The organism is Achromobacter spanius (genome assembly GCF_003994415.1).
GTDB lineage: Bacteria > Pseudomonadota > Gammaproteobacteria > Burkholderiales > Burkholderiaceae_B > Achromobacter > Achromobacter spanius_C.
In genome coordinates this window covers 3,642,804-3,667,064 of sequence record NZ_CP034689.1, presented here as the reverse complement: position 1 = coordinate 3,667,064, position 24,261 = coordinate 3,642,804, and the positions used below count along the sequence as shown (strand labels likewise).

Here is a 24,261-nt window from a genome sequence, read left to right as displayed (position 1 = left end):
GGGGCTACGCATGCTTACCCTGAACACCCATCTGTCCGGCCGGCACTTCTTGCAGATTCCGGGGCCAACCAATGTGCCCGACCGCGTCTTGCGCGCCATTGATCAACCCACCATCGATCATCGCGGACCCGAGTTCGGCGCGCTGGGCCTCGCGGTGCTGGAAGGCGCGAAGCAGGTCTTCCAGACGCAATCGCCGGTGGTGATTTTTCCGTCGTCGGGCACGGGCGCCTGGGAAGCGGCGCTGGTCAATACGCTGTCGTCCGGCGACCGCGTGCTGATGGTGGAAACCGGCCACTTCGCCAGCCTGTGGAAGAAGCTGGCAGGGCGGCTGGGGCTGGAGGTGGATTACGTGGAAGGCGACTGGCGCCATCCCGTTGACGCCGCCGTGATCGGCGCGCGCCTGGCCGAAGACACGCAGCATCGCATCAAGGCCGTGTGCGTGGTGCATAACGAAACGTCTACCGGCGTCACCAGCAACATCGCCGCCGTGCGTGCCGCGATCGACCGCGCCGCGCACCCCGCGCTGCTGATGGTGGACACGATTTCTTCCTTGGGTTCGATTGATTACCGCCACGACGAATGGGGCGTGGACGTCACCGTGGCCGGCTCGCAAAAGGGCTTGATGCTGCCGCCGGGCCTGGCGTTCAACGCCGTCAGCGCGCGTGCGCTGGCGGCAGCCGATAGCGCGCGTCTGCCGCGTTCGTATTGGGACTGGGGCGAAATGCTGACGGCCAACGCCAAGGGCTATTTCCCGTATACGCCGTCGACCAATCTGCTGTACGGCCTGCATGAAGCGTTGGCCATGTTGCAAGCCGAAGGCTTGCCCGCTGTGTTCGCGCGCCACGAACGCCACGCGCGCGCAACCCGCCTGGCCGTGGCGGGTTGGGGGCTGGAACTGCTGAGCCTGGATCCGGCCGCGCATAGCCCCGCGCTGACCGCGGTGATGATGCCCGAGGGCCATAGCGCCGACGCGCTGCGCAAGCTGATTCTGGAACGCTTCGATATGTCGCTTGGGCAGGGTCTGGGGAAATTGTCCGACCGCATTTTCCGCATCGGCCACCTGGGCCACTTCAACGACCTGACGCTGTGCGGCACGCTGGCCGGCGTCGAAATGGGATTGGCCGCCGCGGGCGTGCCGCATCGTTCCGGCGGCGTGCAGGCCGCGATGGAATTTCTGGCGCGCACGCCCGAGGGCGCGGCGGCGGTCTGAAGATCAAGCAAGACAAAGACAACACGAAGGGAAACCATGAACACGCTTATGCAGCAGGCGATTGAATTCGCCAATGAACACGAATCCACCTGGGACCGCAGCGTCAAGGGCAACTTTGGCGTGCACCTGAACGACCCGCCGCCCTGGAACCGCCTGCTGGGCCCCATTCACGATCGTGGCCCGGTGTCGGGCGTGGTGGTGGTGGACGGCAAGACGGTGGCATCCTGGGGTGAGCCCGAGCGCGCCGATCTGACCTTCAGCGTGGCCAAGCTGTACCTGGCGATTCTGGCCGGCGTGGCGCATGACCGTGGCCTGTTGCCCGACGTGGACGAGCCCGTGGGCAAGCGCGTGCCGGGCATCGGTTTTGATGAAGGGCAGAACGCCGACATCACCTGGCGCCATCTGTTGCAGCAGACCAGTGAATGGGAAGGCGAACGCTTCGGCGTGTCGGACCAGGCAGACCGCTATCGCGCCGTCACCTTCGGCGTGCCGCCGGACGGCAAGAAGGGCGATGCGCGGCCCTTGCAGCAGCCTGGCACCTATTGGGAATACAACGACGTCCGCATCAACCAGTTGTCGTATGCGCTGTTGCACCTGTTCCGCAAACCTCTGCCGGACGTTTTCCGCGAAGCCGTCACGCGCCCCATCGGCGCTAGTGAAGATTGGCAATGGGTAGGCTACGACACCGCCTGGGTCGAGATCGACGGCCAGCGCATGCCGTCGGTGCCGGGCGGTTCGCACTGGGGCGGCGGCATGTCCATCAGCGCGCGCGACCAGGCGCTGATCGGTCAGATGCTGTTGAATGACGGCCAGGCCGCAAATGGGAAACAGATTCTGTCGCGTGAATGGATTCAGGCGATGCGTACGCCCTGCGAGATTGCGCCGTATTACGGTTATCTGATCTGGCTGAACCACGAAGGCCGCGTGTTTCCCAGCGTGCCGGCTTCCAGCTTCTTCGGCGTGGGCGCGGGCAGCTCGTTCACGTGGGTGGAACCGGAGCGCAAGATGGTGGTTATCGTGCGCTGGTTGAATTCGGCACACGCTGATGCGCTGTTTGGGAAGATTTTGGCGGCGGTGGATGCGGGCGAGGCTGCTTGATGGGTTCCGCGCGTTCCGCTTTATTTTCCTTCTGACGTGTGTCTTCGCGCTTCACCCATCCTACGTGGGAAACGCCGTCGACGAGGTGTAGGATGGGTGAAGCGCGCGAAACCGCAACATAGCAAACAGGTGTCGAACGCGCGTAACCCATCGTGCAGCGCAACGGTTTTCTTGTGATGGCCTTCATATAGGAACAATCTTCGCGAGGCCTATGCTGCTTGATGGGTTGCGCGCGTCGCGCTTTATTTTTCTTTTGGCGTGGGTCTTCGCGCTTCACCCATCCTTGTATGTTTTCATAGCACTTACCGATCTTGCTTCGGGGGTGCTGGGGATCGGGACGCACCCATCCATCAGCCGTCACTAGCGGACTGACGTCGGTAGATATCCCACCCCGCCCAAATACGTCGATTAAGAATCTAGCGGCCATGACCGCCGATTGATCGCAAGGTAACGAATCGGGCGCGGCTTCCCCAGCAGACACAACGCTATCGCAGGGAGTCTAGAGATGCAAACGTCTCAATCTTTCTTTGGTGTGGATGTGGGGAAATCCGAGGTTGTTGTGGCGATGCACGGGGCGGCCAAGCCGTTGACCCGGGCCGTCAAAAACTCAACGACTGGCTTGGAAAAATGGTTGCAAACGCTGCCGCGCGGAAGCGTTCTTGCCATGGAGTCCACCGGTGGCTACGAGCGCCTGTTGGCCGACCTGGCATATGAGCGTGGGCTGCGCGTCTACGTGCTGAACCCCAAGGCCCTGCACCATTACGCCAAGTCGCAGGCTCAACGGGGCAAGACCGACCGACTCGACGCTGTCATGATTGCGCGTTACGTGGCGCTCGAGCACGAGCGGTTGCATAGGTACGAACCTTGCCCGGAGCACATCGAGCGCCTGAGTCAGATCCAACGCTTACGCAAGGTGGCGGTCACGACGCGCACGAGGCTGCGCCTGTCCAGCGATCGGCACAAACACGTGGGCTCGCAAGCTCAGGTCCAGCGAGCGTTGGATGCCTTGACGCAGTTGGCAGACGCTCTTGAGCGCGAAATGCTCGATCAGATCGCTGCCGAACCCGCCTTGGCCGACGACTTCAACTTAATCACCAGCATTACCGGCGTGGGAAAGCTGACTGGGGCCGCACTGGTGACCGCCTTCGCCCGCATCCCGTTCGCCTCCTCGGACGCCGTGGTGGCCTACGCGGGGCTAGACCCCAGGCCCAAGGAGTCTGGCGCCTACAAAGGCCTGCGTAAACTCAGCAAGCAAGGCGATGCGGCCCTGAGAAGCCTTGCCTACAACGCGGCATCCTCAGCAAGCCGAACAGCTGCCTTCAAACCCCTCTACACAGCGCTACGAGTCAAGGGCTGGGCCTCAACGCAGGCATTAAACATCATCGCCAGAAAACTCCTACGCATCGCCTTCGGCGTATGGAAATCGCGCAAACCCTTCGATGTAAACCTCTTTATGGCCAGCCAGGCTTGCGCCAAACCATAGAATCTACGTGGGAAACGCCGTCGACGAGGTGTAGGATGGGTGAAGCGCGCGAAACCGCAACATAGCAAGCAGACGTCGAACGCGCGCAACCCATCGTGCAGCGCAACGGTTTTCTTGCGACGGTTCCTATACGGTTTTCTTGTGATGGCCTCTATATAGGAACAATCTTCGCGAGGCCTATGCTGCTTGATGGGTTGCGCGCGTTCCGCCTTGCTTTTCTTTTGGCGTGCATATTCGCGCTTCACCCATCCTACATTTGAAAGGGAAATGTCCCATGAAATACCGTCGACTGGGAACCAGCAATCTTCGCGTTTCGCCCTTGTGCCTGGGCACGATGATGTTTGGCGAGCAGACGCCGGACGACGAGGCCGCGCGCATCGTTGCGTCGGCGCGTGACCATGGCGTCAACTTCATCGATACTGCCGACGTCTACAACGAAGGCCGCTCGGAAGAAGTGGTGGGCAAACTGCTGCAAGGGCAACGCCACGACTGGGTGTTGGCCAGCAAGATCGGCAACCCGGTCGGCAAGGGGCCGAACCAGTCGCATTACTCGCGTCAATGGCTGATGCGCGGCGTCGAGCAAAGCCTGGCGCGCATGGGTACGGACTTCATGGACATCCTGTACCTGCACCGCGACTTTCACGAAGAGAACCTGGAAGAAGCGTTGTGGGCGCTGGGCGACCTGATCCGCGCGGGCAAGCTGCGCAGCTTTGGCTTGTCGAACTTCCGGGGATGGCGCATTGCCGAGGTGATGCGCCTGTGCGAAAAGATGGGCGTGCCGCAGCCGGTGGTCTGCCAGCCGTACTACAACATGCTGAACCGTGGCCCTGAAGTCGAAATCTTGCCGGCGTGCAAGCACTACGGCCTGGGCGTGGTGCCTTACAGCCCCATCGCACGTGGCGTGCTCACGGGCAAGTATCTGCCGGGCCAAACCCCCGCGTCCGATACCCGGGCCGGCCGTGGTGACCGCCGCATCCTGGCGACTGAATTCCGCGAAGAATCGCTACAGATCGCCCAGCAACTGGTGCAGCACAGCGCCGCGCGCGGCGTGCAGCCGGGCCATTTCGCCACCGCCTGGGTCTTGGCCAACCCCATCATCACCGGCGTGATCGCCGGCCCGCGCACGCTGGCGCAAATGGACGACTACTACGCGGCGCTGGATGTCACCATCACGCCCGAAGACGAAGCCATCGTGGACGGCTGGGTCGTCCCTGGCCATGCGTCCAGCCACGGCTACAACGACCCGAACTACCCGTTCTTCGGTCGTCCCGTCGCCAGCGCCTGATCAGGCCGGTGCGCCCTGGGCCGGGGCGCGCACCGGTTCGCTGGCGATGCCGTGCAGCATCATCTGCTCGACCACGGACGCAATGCCCAGCCGTGCGACGCGCCCGCGTCGTTCGGCGTCCACCATGCTGGTCAGCACGCCGAAGAACATCTCTGTCAGCGCCGCCGCCGTGATGTCCACGCGGAAGGCGCCTTCGCGCTGGCCGCGCAGAAAGAACGCATCCAACGACTCCTGATAACCCGACCAACTGCTCATGATGTCGGGCTGCTGCTCGTTGTCGGGCTTCCAGTGGTACATCAGGAACGCCGTCAATTCCTTGTGCGCCATGTTCTGCTGAATCAGGTTGCGTAGCGCCTCGCGCGGCGGCGCGCTATCCAGATGCGAGTCCGCCAGCGCCTTCTTCATGATGTGCGCGCAATGCGTCGTGAGCCGCAGGACCAATTGGTCCCGCGTCTGACAGAAGCGGTATAGCGTCGCTTTGCTGACGCCCACGGCCTTGGCCAGGTCCTGCAAGGTGGCGCGCGGCTGGTCCACCATCGCCAACGCCAACGCAACCAAAAACCGCTCGTGTCCTGTGTCGTCAGACATCGCCTTCCCCTGTTATGTGCGTGAGATCCCCATTTGCGGGGTATTGGAGCATGCAGGATTCAGCTTGTGCAAACTTTTGCTGATTTGACAAGAAACGACTTGTTAATGGTCTTTGATGATCTTTTGATAATCAAATGAATCGTTATTGATTCAAATCAATCTTTCAAGTAGCATCCGCAGCTTGGTGAAAAAACAGTGCCGCGGGGCGCAAGGTAAAAAAATGAAGATTCAGATGAAGCGGCGCTTGCCTGCAACGGCATTGGTGGCGGCCTTGGGCTTGACCCTGGTTTTGGCCGGTTGCGGCGGTGAACCCCCCAACCAGTCGCAGGCCGACACGCCGCGTCCGGTGCAAGTGCTTGAGGTGCAAACGCAGCGCTATGCGCTGTCCAGCACCTTGCCCGGGCGCGTCGAACCGGTCCGAGTGGCCGAAGTGCGCGCCCGCGTGGCGGGCATCGTGCTGACGCGCAATTTTGAGGAAGGCGCCGACGTGAAGGCGGGCGACGTGCTGTTCCGCATCGACCCCGCGCCGTTCAAGGCCGCGCTGTCGCGCGCGCAGGGCGAGCTGGCCAAGGCGGATGCCGCCGTGGCCGACGCGCAAGCCATCTTGAAGCGCTACACCCCCTTGGTGAAGATCGAAGCCGTCAGCCAGCAGGATTTCGATACCGCCACCACCACGCTGAAAAGCGCCCAGGCCGCGCGCCGGTCTGCCCAGGCCGACGTCGAGACCGCGCAACTGAATCTGGACTACGCAACGGTCAAGGCGCCGATCTCTGGCCGCATCGGCCGCGCGCAGGTGACCGAAGGCGCGCTGGTCGGCCAGAACGAAGCCACCGCCATGGCAACGATCCAGCAACTGGACCCCATCTACGTCGACTTCAACCAGCCCGTGGCCGACATGCTGCGCATGCGCGCGGCGTTGCAGAACGGCAGCCTGGGGCAGGGCGAGGGCGCCAGCATCTCGATCACGATCGACGGCACGGACGAACGCCGTAGCGGCAAGCTGCTGTTCTCGGATATCGCGGTAGACCGGACAACCGGGCAGGTGTCGGTGCGCGGCGAATTCGCCAACCCCGATGTGTTGCTGTTGCCCGGCATGTATGTACGCGTGCAAACGCAGCAGGGCGTGGACCTCAACGCCATCCTGGTGCCGCAGCGGGCAGTCACGCGCAGCACCGACGGCAAGCCGCAGGTGATGCTGGTGGGCAAGGACGACGTAGTGGAATCGCGCGCCGTGCAAACCGGCACGATGCGTGGCTCGGACTGGCACATCGTGGACGGTCTGGCGGTGGGCGACCGCGTGATCGTGGGCGGGGTGTCGGCCGCCGTGCCGGGCCAGAAAGTCAGCGTGGCGCCGCCCGCTGAACAAGCACGGGTGGCGGTAAACAACGCGGCAAGCAACGGGGCGACCCATGAAGCCACTGACCCGGCCACCAACGCAGCCGCCAGCCATGTCGCGAACTAAGCAGCCGCCGACGCACTGCGTGCATACCCAAAGGTAGATCATGTCCAAGTTTTTTATTGGCCGCCCCAATTTTGCGTGGGTGGTGGCCATCTTCATTTCGCTGGCGGGCTTGCTGGCGATTCCGTCGCTGCCGGTGTCGCAGTTTCCGGTGGTGGCGCCGCCCCAGGTGACCATTGCCGCTACCTACCCGGGCGCATCGGCCTCGGTGCTGGTGGACTCGGTGACGAGCGTCATCGAAGAAGAGCTGAACGGCGCCAAGAACATGCTGTATTACGAGTCGTCCAGCAGTTCGAGCGGCAGCGCTGAAATCACCGTCACGTTCGAACCGGGCATGGACCCGGACCTGGCGCAGGTGGACGTGCAGAACCGCATCAAGAAAGCGGAAGCACGCTTGCCGCAGGCGGTGACGCAGCAGGGCTTGCAGGTGGAGCAGGCCAGCTCGAACTTCCTGATGATCTACGCGCTGACCTACAAGGGCGAAGACGCGCACAAGGACGTGGTGGGCTTGTCGGACTATGCCGCGCGTCACATCAACAACGAGATCCGCCGCGTCAAAGGCGTGGGCAAGGTGCAGTTCTTTGGCGCCGAAGCGGCCATGCGCGTGTGGATCGATCCGCAGAAACTGCTGGGCCTGGGCCTGTCGGTGGCGGACGTCAACGCGGCCATCGCCGCGCAGAACGTGCAGGTGCCGGCCGGCAGTTTCGGCAGCCGTCCCGGTTCGGCCGAACAAGAGCTGACGGCCACGCTGGCCGTCAAGGGCATGCTGGATTCGCCAGAGGAATTCGGCAACATCGTGCTGCGCGCGAATGCCGATGGTTCGGTCGTGCATCTGTCGGACGTGGCCCGCTTGGAAGTCGGGCGCCAGAGCTACGACTTTGAAACGCGCCTGAACGGCAAGAAGTCGGTGGGCGCGGCGGTGCAGTTGGCGCCGGGCGCCAACGCCATCGACACGGTCAAGGCCGTGAAGGCGCGCTTGCAGGAACTGTCCGCTTCGTTCCCCGAGGACGTGGAATTCTCGGTGCCGTTCGATACCTCGCAGTTTGTCAGCGTGGCCATCACCAAGGTCGTGCATACGCTGCTGGAAGCCATGGTGCTGGTCTTCTTGGTGATGTTCCTGTTCTTGCAGAATTTCCGCTACACGCTGATTCCCACCATCGTCGTGCCGGTCTGCCTGTTGGGCACGTTCGGGGTGATGTCGGTGCTGGGTTTCTCGGTCAACATGATGACGATGTTCGGCATGGTGCTGGCCATCGGCATCCTGGTGGACGACGCCATCGTGGTGGTCGAAAACGTGGAACGCATCATGGCTGAAGAGGGCCTGCCCCCCGCGAGGCCACGATCAAGGCCATGGAGCAGGTATCGGGCGCCATCATCGGCATCACGCTGGTGCTGTCCGCCGTATTCCTGCCGCTGGCCTTCATGAGCGGCTCGGTGGGCGTGATCTACCAACAGTTCTCGCTGTCGCTGGCGGTGTCGATTCTGTTCTCGGGCTTCCTGGCGCTGACCTTTACGCCGGCGTTGTGCGCGACCTTCCTGAAGCCCATCCCGAAGGGGCATCACGACGAGAAGAAGGGTTTTTTTGGCGGCTTCAACCGTATGTTCAACCGGCTGACCGGGCGCTTCGAAGCCTTGAACTCGCGGCTGGTCAAGCGCACCGGCCGCTACATGGTGATCTATGTGGCCATCGTGGCGGTGCTGGGCGTGTTGTACGTGCGCGTGCCGGAATCCTTCGTGCCGGCCGAAGACCAGGGCTACGTCATCGTCGACGTGCAGTTGCCGCCGGGCGCTACCTACAACCGCACCGACAAGGTCGTGGCGGATGTCGAGGAACACCTGATGTCGCTGGACGCCATGGGCGACGCCTTTACCGTGATGGGCTTCAGCTTTTCGGGCACCGGCCAGAACGCGGGCATTGCGTTTCCCACGCTGAAAGACTGGTCTGAACGTGGCAAGGGCCAAGCCGCCTCTGACGTCGCGGCGGGCGTGAACGAACGCTTCGCGGTGATTCCGGACGGTTCCATCATGGCCGTGAACCCGCCGCCCATCGACGGCCTGGGCAACTCGGGCGGCTTTGCGCTGCGCCTGCAAGACCGGGGCGGCTTGGGCCGCCAGGCGCTGACCGATGCACGCAACCAACTGCTGGCCAAGGCCAATAGCTCGCCCGTCATCGCCTACGCCATGATGGAAGGCCTGGCCGACGCGCCGCAGCTGCGCCTGGACATCGACCGCCAGAAGGCCGAAGCGCTGGGCGTGGGCTTTGACACGATCAGCACGGCGATCTCGTCGGCCTATGGCTCGGCCACCGTCAACGACTTTGCCAACGCCGGGCGCTTGCAGCGCGTGGTGGTGCAGGCCGACGTGCGTGATCGCATGACGCCCGAAAGCATCCTGATGCTGAACGTGCCGAACAAGTCGGGAGGCATGGTGCCGCTGTCGGCCTTCGTCAAGACCGATTGGGAAAATGGCCCCGTGCAGATCTCGCGCTACAACGGCTACCCCGCGTTCAAGATCGCGGGCGACGCGATGCCGGGGCACAGCACGGGCGAGGCCATGGCCGTGATTGAGAAGATCGTGTCCGAACTGCCCAACGGCATCGGCTACGAATGGACCGGCTTGTCGTACCAAGAGAAATTCGCTGGGGCGCAGGCGCCCATGCTGTTCGCGCTGGCGTTCCTGGTGGTCTTCCTGTTGATGGTGGCGCTGTATGAAAGCTGGGCCATTCCGGCGTCGGTGATGCTGATCGTGCCGATCGGCGCGCTGGGTTCGGTGTTGGCGGTAACCGTGCTGGGCATGTCCAACGATGTGTATTTCAAGGTGGGCCTGATCACCATCATCGGCTTGGCGGCCAAGAACGCCATCCTGATCGTGGAATTCGCCAAGAGCTTGCGCGAGCAGGGCCATACGTTGGCGGACGCCGCCATCCAGGCTGCCAAGCTGCGCTTTCGTCCCATTGTGATGACGTCGCTGGCGTTCATTCTGGGCGTGGTGCCCCTGGCCTTGGCCAGCGGCGCGGGCGCGGCCAGCCAGCGCGCCTTGGGTGTGGGCGTGATCGGCGGCATGCTGACCGCCACCTTGTTGGGCGTGATTTTCGTGCCCATCTTCTTTGTCTGGGTGCTGTCGCTGCTGCCCAAGAATCGCAGCAAGCCGGCCCCCGATGCCTTGCCTGCCACACGCACGGCCGAGGAATGACCGTCATGATGCAAACTTCTTTTTCGCGCTCCCTGGGCGCCCTGATGTTGACGGCAGCGCTGGCCGGCTGCTCGATGGCGCCGGTCTATCAGCGGCCTGATGCCCCCATCCCCACGCAGTTCGGCCAGCCGGAAGCCTCGGCGCCTTCGGCGGCCGGCACGCTGGACTGGCAGGCCTTCGTCACCGACGAACCCTTGCGTCAACTGGTGGCGTTGGCGCTGGACAATAACCGCGACCTGCGCCAGGCCGTGCTGAATATCGAGGCGGCTCGCGCGCAGTACCGCATTGAACGCGCCGACCGCCTGCCGGGCATCAACGCGCAAGGCACGGGCACGCGGCAGCGGGTGCCGGGTGACCTGAACAGCACGGGCAGTTCTGCCGTGCAAAGCAGCTACCAGGCCGGTATTGGGCTGACCTCGTTCGAGATCGACCTGTTTGGCCGCGTGCGCAGCCTGTCGGACGCCGCGCTGCAAAGCTATCTGGCTACCGAAGAAACCGCGCACAGCACCCGCATCAGCTTGGTGGCTGAAGTGATACAGGCGTATCTCACGCGCGACAGCGCGATGCGCCGCCTGCAAGTCACCGAGCAGACGTTGGCCAGCCGCGAGGCGTCGCTGCACCTGACCGCCCAACGACGCCAGGCCGGCGCGGCCACGGCGCTGGACTACCAAGAGGCCTTGGGCCTGACCGAACAGGCACGCGCCGAGCGCGAGCGTATCGACCGCGAGGTCCGTCAAGCCGGCAACGCGCTGGCCCTGTTGGTGGGTGTGAACGATCTGCGTCCATACCTTCCCAAGCAACTGCCTACGTCACCCGTGCTGGTGCAGGAGATTGCGGCGGGTGCGCCGTCGGAACTGCTGGAACGTCGGCCCGACATCCTGGCCGCCGAACATGAACTGCAAGCGCGCAACGCCAGCATCGGCGCGGCGCGGGCGGCGTTCTTTCCCAGCATCACGCTGACGGGCCTGTTCGGTTCGTCCAGCGCGGACCTGTCCGACCTGTTCGGCGGTGGTCAGCGGGCCTGGTCGTTCACGCCGCAGATCACGCTGCCCATTTTCTCGGGCGGGCGCAATGTGGCCAACCTGGACCTGGCGACGGTGCGCAAGGACATCGCGGTGGCGCAGTACGAGCTGGCGATTCAGACCGCGTTCAAAGAGGTATCCGACGCGCTGGCCGCCACGGACACCTTGCGGCGCGAAGAGGCATCGCGGCGGGCGTTGGCCGAGTCCAGCCAGGAAGCCATGCGCCTGTCGGAAGCGCGCTATCGCGGGGGCGTGGACAGCCACCTGCGCTATCTGGACGCGCAGCGTAGCGCGTTCACCGATCAACTGACCTACATCGAAGTCAGCACGCAGCGCCAGATCGCGCTGGCGACCTTGTTCAAGGCGCTGGGCGGCGGCTGGACCGGCGTCCAGCCGCCCGTGGCGCAGGCCAACTGAGCGACCACGCTCAGACCCCGCTCAGGCCTTGCGCAAACCCGCGCGAGGCAGGGGCGCCGTAGACTGCGCGACCGGGTCTTCGGCGGGCTTGCCGCGCCCGATCAGCCACGCGCACCAGGCCGATACCGCGCCGGCAAACAGCACGTACAGGCAGATCAGCCATGGCTGCCCGCCGCCCGTCTTCAGCAGCGCGGTGGCGATGATGGGCGTGATGCCCGACGCGAAGATGCCCGAGAACTGGTAGACGAACGAGATCCCCGTGTAGCGCACCTTGGCGTCGAAGAGCTCGCAGAACAGCGCGGCTTCGGGCCCGTACACGGCGGCGTAGAAGATGCCGAACGGGATGATGATGGCCAGCCAGATCAGCATGACGTTGCCCTGGCTGTTCAGCATCAGCCAGAAGCCCGGAAACGACGCCAGCGCGGTGATCAACGAGCCCCAGAAGTAGACGCGCGTGCGGCCGATGCGGTCGGACAAGCGGCCGAAGAAGGGAATGAAAAAGCACATGACCAGCGCGGCGGCCATGACGCCGATCAGCGCCTCGGTGCGCGTGATCTGCACGGTCTGCGTCAGGTACGAAATGGAAAACACGCCGAACACGTTGAAGAACACGCCGTCGATGTAGCGCGCGCCCATGCCCTTGAAGACGTTGCCCGGATAGCGCTTGAGCATGTCGAAAAACGGAATGCGGCTTTCGGCGTTGTTGGCCTTCACCGCCGTGAACTCCGGCGTTTCCTTGATGTTCAGCCGGATGTACATGCCCACCAGCACCATGGCGGCGGACGCCAGGAAGGCGATGCGCCAGCCCCAGGCCATGAACTGTTCATCGGTCAGCAAGGTGGACAGCAGCGCCACCGTGCCGGACGCCAGGCACAGCCCGATCGCCAGCCCGATCTGCGGCAGCGACGCATAAAAGCCTTTCTTGCCCGGCGGCGCGTACTCGTAGGCCATCAACACCGCGCCACCCCATTCACCGCCCAGGCCGATGCCCTGGAAGATGCGCAGCAGCAGCAACAGGATGGGCGCCCACACGCCGATGCTGTCGTAGGTGGGCACCAGGCCGATCAGGAAGGTGGACACGCCCATGATCATCAGCGTCATCACCAGCATGCTCTTGCGGCCGATGCGGTCACCAAAGTGGCCGAAGATCAGCCCGCCCAATGGCCGCGTGATGAAGCCCACCGCGAAGGTGGTGTAGGCCAGCATGGTGGAGACCAGCGGGTCGCCGGTGGGAAAGTACAGCTTGTTGAATACGATGCCGGCGACCACGCCGTATAGAAAAAAGTCGTACCACTCGATGGTGGCGCCGATCAGCGATGCGGTGACGACCTTGCGTACCGCGGCTTCGTTTTGCTTGGGCATTGCAGTCTCCTTTGATGGGGCGGGGCGCTCTGCGGCGCCGTGCGCGGGTCTGGCTTTAGCTTCGTTCGGGACTTCCTTGTCGATGGGGTGACGATCAGGCGGCGACAAGATCCGCCCGGCGCCGGGACAGCTTGAAATCTTCCAGCATGAAATCGGCCGCGCGTTCGGCCAGCATCACCACGGGCGCGTTGGTGTTGCCCGAGACCAGCGTGGGCATGATGGAACAGTCCACCACCCGCAGTCCGGCCACGCCATGCACGCGCAGGCGCTCGTCCACCACCGCCATCGGATCGCTGCGTGGCCCCATCTTGGCCGTGCCCGACGGGTGGAAGATGGTGGCCCCATGTTCGCGGCAGAAATGCAGGATGTCGTCATCCGTGCGCACCTCGGGCCCGGGCCGGAATTCGCGTTTCATCAGCCCGGCTAGTGGCTCGGTCGCGGCCAGCCGCCGCGCATGCTTGACCGCCGCTACCGTCATGTGGCGGTCAAGCTCGGTGGACAGGTAGTTGGCCTGCATGGACGGCGCTTCGAACGGGTCCGCGCTGCGCAGCCGCACCTGGCCGCGTGACGTCGGGCGCAACTGGCAGACGGAATACGTGCATCCTGAAAACGGATGCACCTTGCCGCCGGCCATGTCGGCCGACAGCGTGGCGAAGTGGTACTGCGTGTCGGGCGTAAGGCTGGCCGGGTCCACCCGGCAGAACAGGCCGCCCTGGTTGATGCCGACCGCCAGCGGGCCGCCCCGGAACAGCAGCCATTGCAAGCCCATGCGCACGCGCCCGGGCAGGCTGCGCAACTGGTCGTTGGTGGTGATGGGCTGCGTGGTTTCGTAGATCAGCCGGATCTGCAAGTGGTCTTGCAGGTTTTCACCAACGCCGGGCAGGTCGCGCACCACGCGGATACCAAACTGGCGCAGCAGCGCGGCGGGGCCCACGCCCGATAGTTGCAGCAACTGCGGCGATTGCAGCGCGCCCGCGCATAGCACTACCTCGCGCCGCGCGCGTAGCGTTCGCACCTGGCCGCCTTGCCGGTAGCGCACGCCGCAGGCGCGTCCGCCTTCAAACAGAATCGCCATGGCGTGGGCATCGGTTTCCACGCGCAGGTTGGGGCGGTCTTCGGCGGGCCGCAAGTAGGCCACGGCGGTGGAGCAGCGGCGGCCGTTGCGCGTGGTCAGTTGGTAATAGCCCACGCCTTCCTGCTCGCCCGTGTTGAAGTCCCGCACCGCCGGTACGCCCAGCGTTCCGGCGGCGGCGATCATCGCTTCCACCAGCGGATGGGGGGTCTTGATGGAGGTGGCGTTCAAGGGGCCATCCACGCCCCGGGTGGATCCTGCGCCCAGGTCGTTGTTTTCCAGCTTGCGAAAGTAGGGCAGGCAATCGTCCCAGCCCCAGCCGGGGTTGCCCGCGCGCGCCCAGGCGTCGTAGTCGGCGCGCTGGCCGCGTATGTAGATCAGGCCGTTGATGGCGCTGGAGCCGCCCAAGGTGCGCCCGCGCGGCCAGTAGATGCGGCGGCCCAGCATGTTGGGGTCGGGGTCGGTGTAGTAGCCCCAGTTCACCACCTTGTGGAACATGGTCTTGCCGTAGCCGATGGGAATGTGGATCCAGGGGTAGGTGTCCCTGGGGCCGGCTTCCAGCAGGCAGACGGCGTGTGTGCCGTCGGCGCTAAGCCGATTGGCCATCACGCATCCGGCCGAGCCGGCGCCCACCACGATGACATCCACGGTATCGGACATATCGCCTTGTCTCCCTGTTGTTGTGCCGCCTGTGCCGCCTGTGCCGCCGCAACCCGCACCGCCCCATGACGGCGCGTTTTCCCTGCTTGTTGCGGCGGGGCGCACTTATATACTGCTTCGATCCCATCCGGTGTTGATGCGGGAACCGGCTGGACATCTGTGGCGATTCTAGAAAGCAGGCGCGTAGAACAAAGCACAACGCGCGAGGGGGCGGACAAATGGAACGGAACATGCAACTTCGGTTTCAAAATCGCAGTGCAGCATCGGCGGCCACGCCGAAGGCGGGGGTGAAGTCGAGCGACGGCGACACGCCCGAACAGCAGCAAGAGGCGGCGCGTTCACTACGTGCCCTGGTGGTGCTGGAACACCTGGCGCGCGCCCAGCATCCGCCCACCTTGGCGCAGCTTGCACAGCGGCTGAACATGCCCAAGACCACGCTGATGCGGCTGTTGGCCGCGATGCAGCGCGCCGGTTTCGTGGCGTCCACGCCCACCGAACACGGCTTTGTGCCGGGGCCGCAAGCCACGTCGTTGGCGCTGGCCACCTTGCACGCGTCGGCCTTCACGCGGGCCTGCCGCGCGGTGCTGGCGCAACTGGTCGGCACCCTGGGTGAAACCTGCAACCTGACCGCGCCCGACGGCGACCGCGTGGTCTATATGGAACGCGTGGAAACGTCGGAACCCTTGCGGCTGTTCTTCGCGGTGGGCAGCCATGTGCCCATGCATTGCACGGCCAGCGGCAAGCTGTTCCTGGCGTCAATGAACCGGCTGGAACGGGGCCGCGTGGTGGCCCGCCTGCCGCTGACGCGCAACACGCCGCGCACCTTGACCGACCCCGCGCAACTGGAAGAAGAACTGGAACGCCTGGCCGCGCGCGGCATCGGTATCGACAACGAAGAATTCGTGCGCGGCATGAGCGCGGTGGCGGTGCCCGTGAAAGACGCCGAGGACCGGGTGGTGGCGGCGGTGGCCTGTCACGCCCCCACGGCCCGCGTCATGCTGGACGACTTGCTGCGCGCCGTGCCGGTGCTGCAACGCGCGGCGCAATCGTTGCACGATGTGCTGGCGTTGCATCGGCCGGGGGCTTGATGCCTGGCCGGTGTGATCACTTCGGCCACTCCGTTTCGGTCACTCCGTTTCAGTCACTTCGACCACTTCCGACCATTTCCGGCACGGGCGCGGACCTGGCCTGCTAGCCGCGCAACGACGGGGCCGTGCGTAGCGCCATCCACACCACGCAGGCGGATGCGGCAGCCAGCGCGGCCAGCATCACGACCTGGCCGGCGGCGTCCATCAGCACTCCGGCCGCCAGTGGCACGGCGATGCGGGTCAGCGAGAACACGCTGGACTGGATGCCGTAGTCCAGCGCCTGCCAGCCGGGGCGGGCGTGCGACATCATCAAGCTGAAGGTCAGCGCGGCCGTGGCGCCCATCGCGGCGGCAATGCCCATGGCGCAGGCTATCAAGACTGCCGGCGGCGCCTGCCACCAGACGGCGGCCGCCAACGACAAGAGCGCGGCGCATACCGCTGCCGCGTGCCACGGCACGGTGACGGCCGGACGCATGCGTTTGCTGCAACGCGCCGACCACGCGCTGGCCACCGCTCCCACCGCGCCGCCCGCGACGCCGACCAGCCAGCCCACTCGCTCGGCCGGCAGGCCTTGGTCCAATAGCAGCGGCTTCAGGAAAAACCATCCCGACCCGATGAAGGGAAACAGCAAAGCAAGCAAGGGGAGCCAACGGCGCGTGTCGTCGCGTTTGACGTAGGCGCGGATCTGCGGCCAGACATGGGCGATGGCGCCATCGTTGCCATTGCGATTGTCATTGCCGTCCCCATTGCCACCGCCATTGCCATTACCGTGAACACGGTCTGGAGCGGATTTCGTTTGCCCCCCGATCAGGTCTTCGCGGACGAACAGAAGCGAGGCCGCGCCCAAGGCCAAGGCCCCCGCCATGATGGCAAAGGGCGCTTGCCAGCCCCAGCGCGCCTGCGCCACCAGCATCAAACCGCCGCCCGCAATGGCGCCCAGGCACAAGGCCATCGACCGGACGCCGCCGGCCCAGGCGCGGCTGGATGGCGGCAGCACGCGAATCGCCAGCGCGTTGACGGGCACATCGGCCCAGGTGCCAGCCAGCGCCGCGGCCGTGGCCAGCGCGAACAGCACGCGCTTGTCATCCAACAGGTTGCGCCATCCCAGCGCGCACAACACGGCGGCATAGATCAACAACAGCAAGACGGCCCAACCGCGATAGGCTGCGCGGGCCGCCGGGACCGTCGCTGCTGGCGGAGCCGCTTTCGTTGTGGCGGGCGTTGCACGACGGCGCTCCAAGGGCAGGGCCAGCAGGAACTTGAACAAGGTCGGCAGGCTGGCCAGTTGGAACAGGCCAATGGCGGTGCCGGACCAGCCATGCTGACGCAGCACCATCGGCAGGCCCAACCACAGATAAACGCCGGGCGCGGTCAGCGCCAGATTCAACCAGCCGAACAGCGCCTGGCGCAACCCATTGCGTAGCGGCGCGTTCATGCGTATGCCTTGCGGGCGGCCAGCACATGCACGGGCGCCATCGGAAAGCGGTCGGAATCGAATCCGCGCACGTCCGCGAAACCGCAAGCTTGCAGGGCTTGATGCAATTCACCCGCGCGCGTGACGCGCCGGCCCAGCAGCATCATGGGCAGGTAGTAGGGCAGCACGCGGGCGGCGGCATGGGCATCGGCCGGCACCTCGGCATGCACCATCACCAGCGTTCCGCCAGGAGCCAGCGCGTCGTGCATCTTGTGCAGCGTGGCGTGCGGGTCGGGCAGAAAATGCAGTACCGACGAGCACCAGATCAGATCGTAGCCTTGGCCGATGTCATCGGTGGCAAGGTCGCCGCCGATGACCGACATGCGGTCCGACAGACCCGCCTGGACGATGTTCTCCAGCGCCACGGCAGCGGTGTCGGGCCAGTCAAACACCACGCCTGTCGCGTCAGGCCAGCGTTGCACCAGTGCGATGCCGATCAAGCCCGGGCCACCGCCCAGGTCGAGGATGCGCCGCGCATGAGTGGCGCCGGGTACGCATGCGATGGCATGTTCGGCGGCGGCCACGGCGATGGCGCGCTGCTCCTGCGCGATCTGTACTCGCGCGGCCTGCGTCCAGCCGGTGGCGTTGGTCTGCACATAAGGTTCGACGGCGGGTCCGTCCAGATGCAGTTGTTCACCCAGTTGTTCGCTGAAGTGCGCCAGCGCGCGGCGCCGGTAGCGCCAGGCGTCGGCGCAGTAGCCCGGTTGGCCCTGGCAGAAGTACTTGCGGGCCTCGGGCTGGCACAGGTATTGCACCGGGTCGCCGTCAATGCGGTGCAGCAGGTCCAGGCTCCAGAGCATGTCCAGCAGATGCACGGTCTGCTCGGGGCGCAGTGCCAGCGCTTGCGAGACATCGGCGGCGCTGGCCGGCTGCGTCAGGCGGTCCAGCAAGCCGAGTTCCAACGCTGCATCCAGCGCGGCCGCCTGGATCGGTGCGGCCGCCAGGTCCCAGTAGCGTTGCAGGGGGTGGGTAGTGGGCGAACTCATCGGTGTCCTTGTTGAAGGGTTCAGGCTAAGTGGATGGGCCGGACTCAGATGCGCCAGGTGAAGCGCAAGCCAACTTCGCGCGGCGGGCTATAGACGGTCACAATGCCGTTTTGATAGCCCACGGCGTCGTAGCGGCGGTTGGCCAGGTTGTTAACGTAGGCGGAAACTTCGACCCGCCGCACGGTGACGCCGGCGGCCAGGTTGACCAGGCCATAACCGTTGCGGGAATAGCGGTTGGCGGCATCCAGGTAGACGCGGCCGGCGCCGGTCAGCGAGGCCTGGGCGTACCAGCCGGCGGGGGCGTCGTAGCGCGCGCTGACATAGCCGTTGATGCGCGGCGCGAAGGGGTTTTGATTGCCGCTGTAGTCGTTGGCGCCATCCATGAAGCTGGCAAATCGCGTGCGGTTCAGGCCCAGCCCGGCTTGCATCGACCAGCCGTCGCCCAACAGGTATTCCAGCTCGAATTCGGCGCCGATCGACCGGGCCGAGGCCGCATTGGTGACGTAGACCAGGCCGGGCACGGGCATCTGCTGCACCTGCATGTTCTTGACCGTCATCACGTAGAAAGCGCTGGCGTAGCGCAGTCGATTGCCCGGCAACCAGCCCTTGGCGCCGATTTCGTAGGAACGCAGCGTCTCGGGTTGGTACGCAGCGTAGTCGGCGGCGGGGGAAAACACGTTGAAGCCGCCCGCGCGAAAGCCATCGGATAGGGATGCGTAGACCTGCTGGCGCGGCGCGAAGGAGTACTGCAAGGCCACGCGAGGGGTGGCGCGCGTCCAGTCGGCGGTGCGAGTGCTGCCGCCCGCGCCGGCACCTGGACCTGCTGCTTCGGGCCGGAACCGGACGCGGTCGCGTTCGATGCGCGCGCCGGCTTCCAGCGTCCAGCGTTCGGCCAGCGGCACCGTCCAGTTCGTGAACGCCGCCGTGGAATTGCCGCGCAGCTTGACGACGCTTTCCGTCAGGCCCATCGGCATTTTCTGGGTGTTGCGCAAGTGGTGATCGTCACCGTCGGCATACAGGCCGACGAGCCAGCGCGCGTGGCGCCATTCGCCTTCCAGCCGCAGTTCCTGCGACAGAGTGCTGAACTGGTGATCGCGCCGGATATGCAGCAGGTCGGCGGGCAGGAAGTCGGTGTCTTGCTGCACGCGGTCACGAAAATCGTTCCAGGCGGTGACGGACGACAGGCGCAGACCCGAGTCAAAATCGTGGCGCACGGACAGCGATGCGCTGCGGCCGATGGAGTGGTTCCAACTGGGCGTGCCAGAGGCAACCGTGTCGCGCGGGGCGGCCGGTGACCCCCACAGCGCGGCGCCGTCGCGGTAGTCCACTTGCGCGTAACGCAGCGTGGCGTCGGTGCGGGCCGATGGCGTCCAGCGTAGCGCGACCTTGCCGTTGCGCAATTCGCGGTCGTCTTCGCGCTGGCCGGTGTACGTGTTGTCGATGAAGCCGTGCTGGCTGCGCCACGTGCCGGCAACGCTGGCGGCCAGGCGGTCTTCGATCAGCGGGCCGCTCAGGTCGAAACGCATGACGCGCAGGTCGCGGCTACCGATCTCGGCGGAGACCTGGCCGCGCAAGGTGTTGTCGGGCTGGCGTGTGTGAATGTTGATGACGCCGGCCTCGGCATTGCGGCCGTACAGCGTGGACTGCGGGCCGCGCAGCACTTCGACGCGGTCGATGGCCAGCAGTTGGTCGTCGTAGCCTTGCGCCATCAAGGTCGGCACGCCATCCACCACCAGCAGCGTGGACGTCGAGAACGAAAAGAAGTTGGCGGACAAACCGCGCATCACGGCCGAATTGACGCCGGCCTGGCCAAAGGGCTGAAAGCTTAAACCTGGCGTGATGGTCTGCAACGCTTCCACGCTGTGGATGCCTTGCGCGTCCAGCAGGTCGCCGTCAAAGACCGACAGGCTGGTGGGCACGTCTTCCAACGCGCGTTCCTGCTTGTCGGCCGTGACGGTGATGGCGGGCAGTTCGGCGGGGGCGGGGGTAGAAACCTGGACGGGACTTTCAGCGCGATTCTGCGCCTGCGTTTCCGGGGCCAGCGTCAGGCAGAACAAGGCCAGGCAGATCAAGGCCCGGATGGGCGTGAGGGGAGCGGGGTGGGGCATCGGGCTTCCTGTGCGGACATCGCGACCGCTATGCATTGCGGCCGTCCGAAGGATGGTATTTCTTTATGCGAACAACTATCATTCACATTTATATGCATTCCGGATCCATCCGTATGCAAGTCGGCGGCGCGGCTTTTTTTGCCGTTGCCTACGCCGCCGGACCAGGAAATCCCCATGCCCATACGCGTTTCTTCGCTGCTTGCCCAACCCGGCCCGAGCCCCCGCGTGGGCTGGCATCGCCTGGCCTTGCCGACCGACCTGGGCGATTGCCACGCGGACCGCATGGAACTGGATGAGGGATTGACGCTGGTGCATTCGCAATACACCCCAAGGCGCGACCTGATTGAAGAGAATGCCGCCGGGCATGGCGCGCGCACGCTGGTGATTACGCTGGCGATGCAGGGCGTGTCGGCTTATCAAGGCGCCGATGGCGCCGCGCTGGATTTCCGTGGTGGCACCACGACGGTCACCGCATTTCAGCGCGTCCGGGGCGAGCGCCGCTATCTGGGCGGCGCCACCGTTTCGCAATTGCGGCTGTTGGTGGGTGAACAGGTGCTGCGCCGTTATGCGGGAGTTGAACGCGCGGAAAGCCTGCTGGGCGCGGGCGGTTTTCGTCGTCTGGCGCAGGGCCGCACCGCGCCTGACCTGGCATCGGCCGCGCTGGAACTGGCGTCAGGCCAGGACCCGCTGGACGCGCACATCCGGGCATTGACGCTGCTGTCGCGGCAACTGCGCGGCCTGGCGCCCATGTCTGAACCGGGTCGGCTTAGTCAGGCCGATATTGCGCGGCTGGAAGCGGTGCGCGCCTTGATGCAGGAACAGATGGACCGCGACCTGACCGTGGCCTACCTGTGCCTGGCCACGGGCTTGAACGAGTTCAAGCTGAAGGAAGGTTTTCGCAAGTTGTACGGCACCAGCCCGCATCGGATGCTGACCGAACTGCGCATGCGCCGCGCCTGGGAATTGCTGGAAACCGGGTGCCAGGTGGCGCAGGCGGCGTATCGCGTGGGCTACCGGCACCCCGCTAATTTCAGCGCGGCCTTCACGCGCTTTCACGGACGCACGCCGAAGTCCGTGTTCGGCAAGCGGCGCGCCTGACGTGTCGACGGCGCGGCGGGGGATCCGCGCGCTTACGGGGGCGACTACGTGGCGGCCAAGCCGCGTGTGGGCATGGCCGGGCCACGCCCACACGCTTAATGCGTGATCTTGCCGCCGCTGACCATCCAGCGCGTTCCAAAGCGGTCCAGCAACGCCCCATACGCGTCTGCCCAGAATGTTTTCTGCAATGGCATCGTCACGTTGCCGCCGTCGGCCAATTGATCGAACACGCGCTGGGCGTCGGACACGGTGGGGTAGACCAGGGCCAGGGCAATACCTTGCTTGCCGGGATAAGGATGGCCGCTGGTGGCGTCGCTGCCCAGCAGCGTCTGCTCGTCCAGCACCAGGCGCGCCACCATGACGCGTTCGGCGTCCTCGGGTGACAGCGCGGGCATGGCCGCGTCCGACGGCGCGTCGGCGTAGCGGATCAGCGTTTCAAGGCGGCCGCCCAGCACGCGCTCGTAAAAGCGCATGGCGTCCGCGCAGTTGCCGTCAAAGCTGAGATAGGCGGATAGCTGGGGCATGATGTTTCCTTTTTTTGGGGGGCGGGTGCGCGCAGCGCTGCCGCACTATGATGGAAAACCCGGCCCACGGTACCCGAAGAAGCCGGCAAAGTACGCACTGTAGCCGCTTGACGGCAAATTCGGCCTGGCATGGGCCTCACATAGGATAAATGGCATGAGCACGGTCAAACTGCTATCGGACGACGAAGTCCGTAAAAGCCCTGAGGCATGGGCGGTGTTCGAAGACATCCGGGCGACGCGCAAGTCTGATTTCGTGAATAATTTCTGGCGTGCGCTGGCGAACGATCCCCTGCAATTGCAGCGCGTGTGGGCGCAGTTGAAGCAAGTCATGATGGCCGACGGCGAATTGTCGCCGCTGGTGCGCGAGATGATCTATATCGCCGTGTCCACTGCCAATGGTTGTTCGTACTGCGTGCATTCGCACACGGCGGCGGCCAAGGCCCGGGGCATGACCGACGGCCAGCATGCGGAACTGCTGTCGGTGATTGGCATGGCGGCGCAGACCAACGCAATGGTGACGGCGATGCAGGTGCCGGTGGATGCCGCATTTGACCTTAGTGCTTCCGTCAACGATTCCGACATCAAATAAGGAGCCGGCCATGGCGCTGATTCCGCTGTTTCCCTTATCCAACGCACTGTTCCCCGCCGGCGTGCTGCATCTGCGCATTTTTGAGGTGCGCTATCTGGATATGATCCGCCGCTGCATCGCGGATGGCAGCGAGTTCGGCGTGGTGGGCCTGCTGGCGGGTAGCGAAGTGCGTTCGCCCGAGGGCGTGGAGACGCTTGCGTCGGTGGGCACCATGGCGCGCATCGCCTCTTGGGACGCGCCCATGCCCGCCTTGCTGCAAGTGCGCTGTATTGGCGGCAGTCGGTTTCGGCTGCTTTCCAGCGAAGTGGCAAAATACGGCCTTTGGATGGGGCAGGCCGAGCCCATTGCCGACGATCCGCCCACGCCCGTGCCGGCCTCCATGCAGCCCAGCGCCGATGCGTTGGGGCGGCTGGTTGCGCAATGGCAGCAAGAGGGCGTGCCTGCCGACAAGATGCCGATTGCGCCGCCATTCCGGCTGGACGACAGCGGCTGGGTGGCGGACCGCTGGTGCGAATTGCTGCCCCTGCCGCCGGATGACAAGACCCGTCTGCTGGGCCTGACGGACCCGGTGGCACGGCTGGAAGCAATACAGGATTTTCTGCGCGGCCAGGGGCTGACGTAGCGTCAGCCCGACAAGATCAACGAATTGGACACCATGGAAATCAGGATAGACGAGGGCCTGCGCGCCTACATAGACCCCTTGACCGAAGACGAGCACGAGGCGCTGGAACGCAGCCTGCTGGCCGAAGGCTGCCGCGATGCGCTGGTGCTGTGGGGCGACCTGCTGGTGGACGGGCACAACCGTTACGCCCTGTGCAAGAAACACGGCATTGAATTCCAGACGCGCCAGAACACCACGTTCAAGTCGATGGAAGACGTACATCTGTGGATGATTGAAAACCACCTGGGACGCCGTAGCGTGTCGGACTTCCAGCGCGGCGTGCTGGCCTTGCGCAAGAAAGAAATTTTGCTGGCGCGCACACCGCCCGAGGCGCCCGAGACCGCGCCTGACGCGCAGCAGGCGGATGGACCGCCGCCCTGGGATGAGGACGACGGCGCGCCCGCCGCCGATGGCGCCCCGCGCCTGCCGCCCAACATGTCATGGACGCCGCCCGTGCCCAGCCGCCAGGCGCTGGCACGCGCCGCGCGCATCAGCAGCAATACCCTGGGGCAGATCGAAAAGATTCAGAAAGCCGCCGCGCCGGAACTGGTGCGCGCCGTGAAAGAGGGCGCGATTTCCATCAATGCCGCGGCGGCAGTCGCGTCCTTGCCGCCCGAGCGCCAGGCGGCGGCGGTGGCGGGCGGCAAGAAAGAACTGCAACAGGCCGCGCGCGAAGTGCGCCTGGCCAAGGCGCCGCCGCCCCGCGAAGCCCCGCCCGAGGTGCCGATCGAACACATCGCCGATTTGCCAGCCGAAGTGGCGCGATTGCGTGGGGTGTTGGCGCGCGTGACGGAAGAGCGCGACCAGTTGAAGAAGAAGGTCGTCAACCTGACGATCGCACTGTCGGAAGCGCGGGCCGCCAACGGCGGCGGGGACGATTAAGCT

Annotated in this window: 18 protein-coding genes and 1 pseudogene; 12 read left to right on the top strand and 7 right to left on the bottom strand. The window is 65.1% G+C overall.

Annotation, left to right across the window (positions count from 1 at the left end; all coding sequences use genetic code 11):
- Positions 1-10: 10 nt before the first annotated feature.
- From ELS24_RS16665 to ELS24_RS16650, 4 genes are all read left to right on the top strand, one after another.
- Complete coding sequence (locus ELS24_RS16665; protein WP_127184747.1) at positions 11-1,210, top strand: pyridoxal-phosphate-dependent aminotransferase family protein; 1,200 nt, start codon at positions 11-13, stop codon at positions 1,208-1,210.
- 36 nt (positions 1,211-1,246) lie between these two features.
- A complete protein-coding gene (locus ELS24_RS16660) occupies positions 1,247-2,308 on the top strand; it encodes a serine hydrolase domain-containing protein (protein WP_127184746.1) in 1,062 nt (353 codons plus the stop codon).
- 505 nt (positions 2,309-2,813) lie between these two features.
- Positions 2,814-3,791, top strand: coding sequence for an IS110 family transposase (locus ELS24_RS16655; protein ID WP_127183152.1), 978 nt, complete (start codon positions 2,814-2,816; stop codon positions 3,789-3,791).
- A gap of 274 nt (positions 3,792-4,065) precedes the next feature.
- Positions 4,066-5,076: an aldo/keto reductase gene (locus ELS24_RS16650; RefSeq protein WP_127184745.1), complete on the top strand. Its 1,011-nt coding sequence runs from the start codon at positions 4,066-4,068 to the stop codon at positions 5,074-5,076.
- Here ELS24_RS16650 and ELS24_RS16645 read toward each other — a convergent pair whose 3' ends face one another.
- Positions 5,077-5,664, bottom strand: coding sequence for a TetR/AcrR family transcriptional regulator (locus tag ELS24_RS16645; protein WP_127184744.1), 588 nt, complete (start codon positions 5,662-5,664; stop codon positions 5,077-5,079).
- Positions 5,665-5,884: 220 nt separating this feature from the next.
- On the opposite strand from ELS24_RS16645, the gene ELS24_RS16640 reads away from it, so the two are divergent.
- From ELS24_RS16640 to ELS24_RS16630, 3 genes and pseudogenes are all read left to right on the top strand, one after another.
- Positions 5,885-7,126: an efflux RND transporter periplasmic adaptor subunit gene (locus ELS24_RS16640; RefSeq protein WP_127184743.1), complete on the top strand. Its 1,242-nt coding sequence runs from the start codon at positions 5,885-5,887 to the stop codon at positions 7,124-7,126.
- Positions 7,127-7,166: 40 nt separating this feature from the next.
- Positions 7,167-10,315: pseudogene (locus tag ELS24_RS16635) on the top strand (multidrug efflux RND transporter permease subunit).
- A gap of 5 nt (positions 10,316-10,320) precedes the next feature.
- Positions 10,321-11,754, top strand: coding sequence for an efflux transporter outer membrane subunit (locus tag ELS24_RS16630; protein WP_127184742.1), 1,434 nt, complete (start codon positions 10,321-10,323; stop codon positions 11,752-11,754).
- A 21-nt stretch (positions 11,755-11,775) separates the two neighbouring features.
- Here ELS24_RS16630 and ELS24_RS16625 read toward each other — a convergent pair whose 3' ends face one another.
- Both ELS24_RS16625 and ELS24_RS16620 read right to left on the bottom strand, forming a co-directional pair.
- Complete coding sequence (locus tag ELS24_RS16625) at positions 11,776-13,116, bottom strand: MFS transporter (protein WP_127184741.1); 1,341 nt, start codon at positions 13,114-13,116, stop codon at positions 11,776-11,778.
- A gap of 94 nt (positions 13,117-13,210) precedes the next feature.
- Entirely contained in the window at positions 13,211-14,848 is a 1,638-nt protein-coding gene (locus tag ELS24_RS16620; RefSeq protein WP_127184740.1) for a GMC family oxidoreductase, read from the bottom strand.
- A gap of 218 nt (positions 14,849-15,066) precedes the next feature.
- On the opposite strand from ELS24_RS16620, the gene ELS24_RS16615 reads away from it, so the two are divergent.
- Positions 15,067-15,936: an IclR family transcriptional regulator gene (locus ELS24_RS16615; protein ID WP_050446604.1), complete on the top strand. Its 870-nt coding sequence runs from the start codon at positions 15,067-15,069 to the stop codon at positions 15,934-15,936.
- Between the two features lie 103 nt (positions 15,937-16,039).
- On the opposite strand, the gene ELS24_RS16610 is transcribed toward ELS24_RS16615, so the two are convergent.
- The 3 genes from ELS24_RS16610 to ELS24_RS16600 are packed head-to-tail and all read right to left on the bottom strand — an operon-like array spanning position 16,040 to position 20,504.
- Positions 16,040-17,371, bottom strand: coding sequence for an MFS transporter (locus tag ELS24_RS16610; RefSeq protein ID WP_127184739.1), 1,332 nt, complete (start codon positions 17,369-17,371; stop codon positions 16,040-16,042).
- Positions 17,368-18,396 (bottom strand): methyltransferase, encoded by a 1,029-nt coding sequence (locus tag ELS24_RS16605; protein ID WP_127184738.1) that lies wholly within the window; start codon positions 18,394-18,396, stop codon positions 17,368-17,370. Before ELS24_RS16605 ends, ELS24_RS16610 begins: the two co-directional genes overlap by 4 nt.
- A 44-nt stretch (positions 18,397-18,440) precedes the next feature.
- Positions 18,441-20,504 carry a TonB-dependent receptor gene (locus ELS24_RS16600; RefSeq protein ID WP_127184737.1) on the bottom strand — a complete coding sequence of 688 codons (2,064 nt, stop codon included), beginning with the start codon at positions 20,502-20,504 and terminating at the stop codon, positions 18,441-18,443.
- 174 nt (positions 20,505-20,678) lie between these two features.
- On the opposite strand from ELS24_RS16600, the gene ELS24_RS16595 reads away from it, so the two are divergent.
- Positions 20,679-21,602 (top strand): helix-turn-helix transcriptional regulator, encoded by a 924-nt coding sequence (locus ELS24_RS16595; RefSeq protein ID WP_127184736.1) that lies wholly within the window; start codon positions 20,679-20,681, stop codon positions 21,600-21,602.
- A 95-nt stretch (positions 21,603-21,697) separates the two neighbouring features.
- Here ELS24_RS16595 and ELS24_RS16590 read toward each other — a convergent pair whose 3' ends face one another.
- The gene (locus tag ELS24_RS16590) at positions 21,698-22,126 is read right to left on the bottom strand and encodes a VOC family protein (protein ID WP_050446599.1); all 429 of its coding nucleotides are present in this window, start codon (positions 22,124-22,126) and stop codon (positions 21,698-21,700) included.
- Positions 22,127-22,280: 154 nt separating this feature from the next.
- On the opposite strand from ELS24_RS16590, the gene ELS24_RS16585 reads away from it, so the two are divergent.
- Genes ELS24_RS16585 through ELS24_RS16575 form a run of 3 tightly spaced genes read left to right on the top strand, consistent with a single transcriptional unit; the run spans position 22,281 to position 24,258 of the window.
- Positions 22,281-22,715 carry a carboxymuconolactone decarboxylase family protein gene (locus ELS24_RS16585; RefSeq protein WP_127184735.1) on the top strand — a complete coding sequence of 145 codons (435 nt, stop codon included), beginning with the start codon at positions 22,281-22,283 and terminating at the stop codon, positions 22,713-22,715.
- Positions 22,716-22,725: 10 nt separating this feature from the next.
- Positions 22,726-23,337 carry an LON peptidase substrate-binding domain-containing protein gene (locus ELS24_RS16580; protein ID WP_050446597.1) on the top strand — a complete coding sequence of 204 codons (612 nt, stop codon included), beginning with the start codon at positions 22,726-22,728 and terminating at the stop codon, positions 23,335-23,337.
- Between the two features lie 33 nt (positions 23,338-23,370).
- Positions 23,371-24,258 carry a hypothetical protein gene (locus tag ELS24_RS16575; protein WP_050446731.1) on the top strand — a complete coding sequence of 296 codons (888 nt, stop codon included), beginning with the start codon at positions 23,371-23,373 and terminating at the stop codon, positions 24,256-24,258.
- The last annotated feature ends 3 nt before the right edge of the window (positions 24,259-24,261 follow it).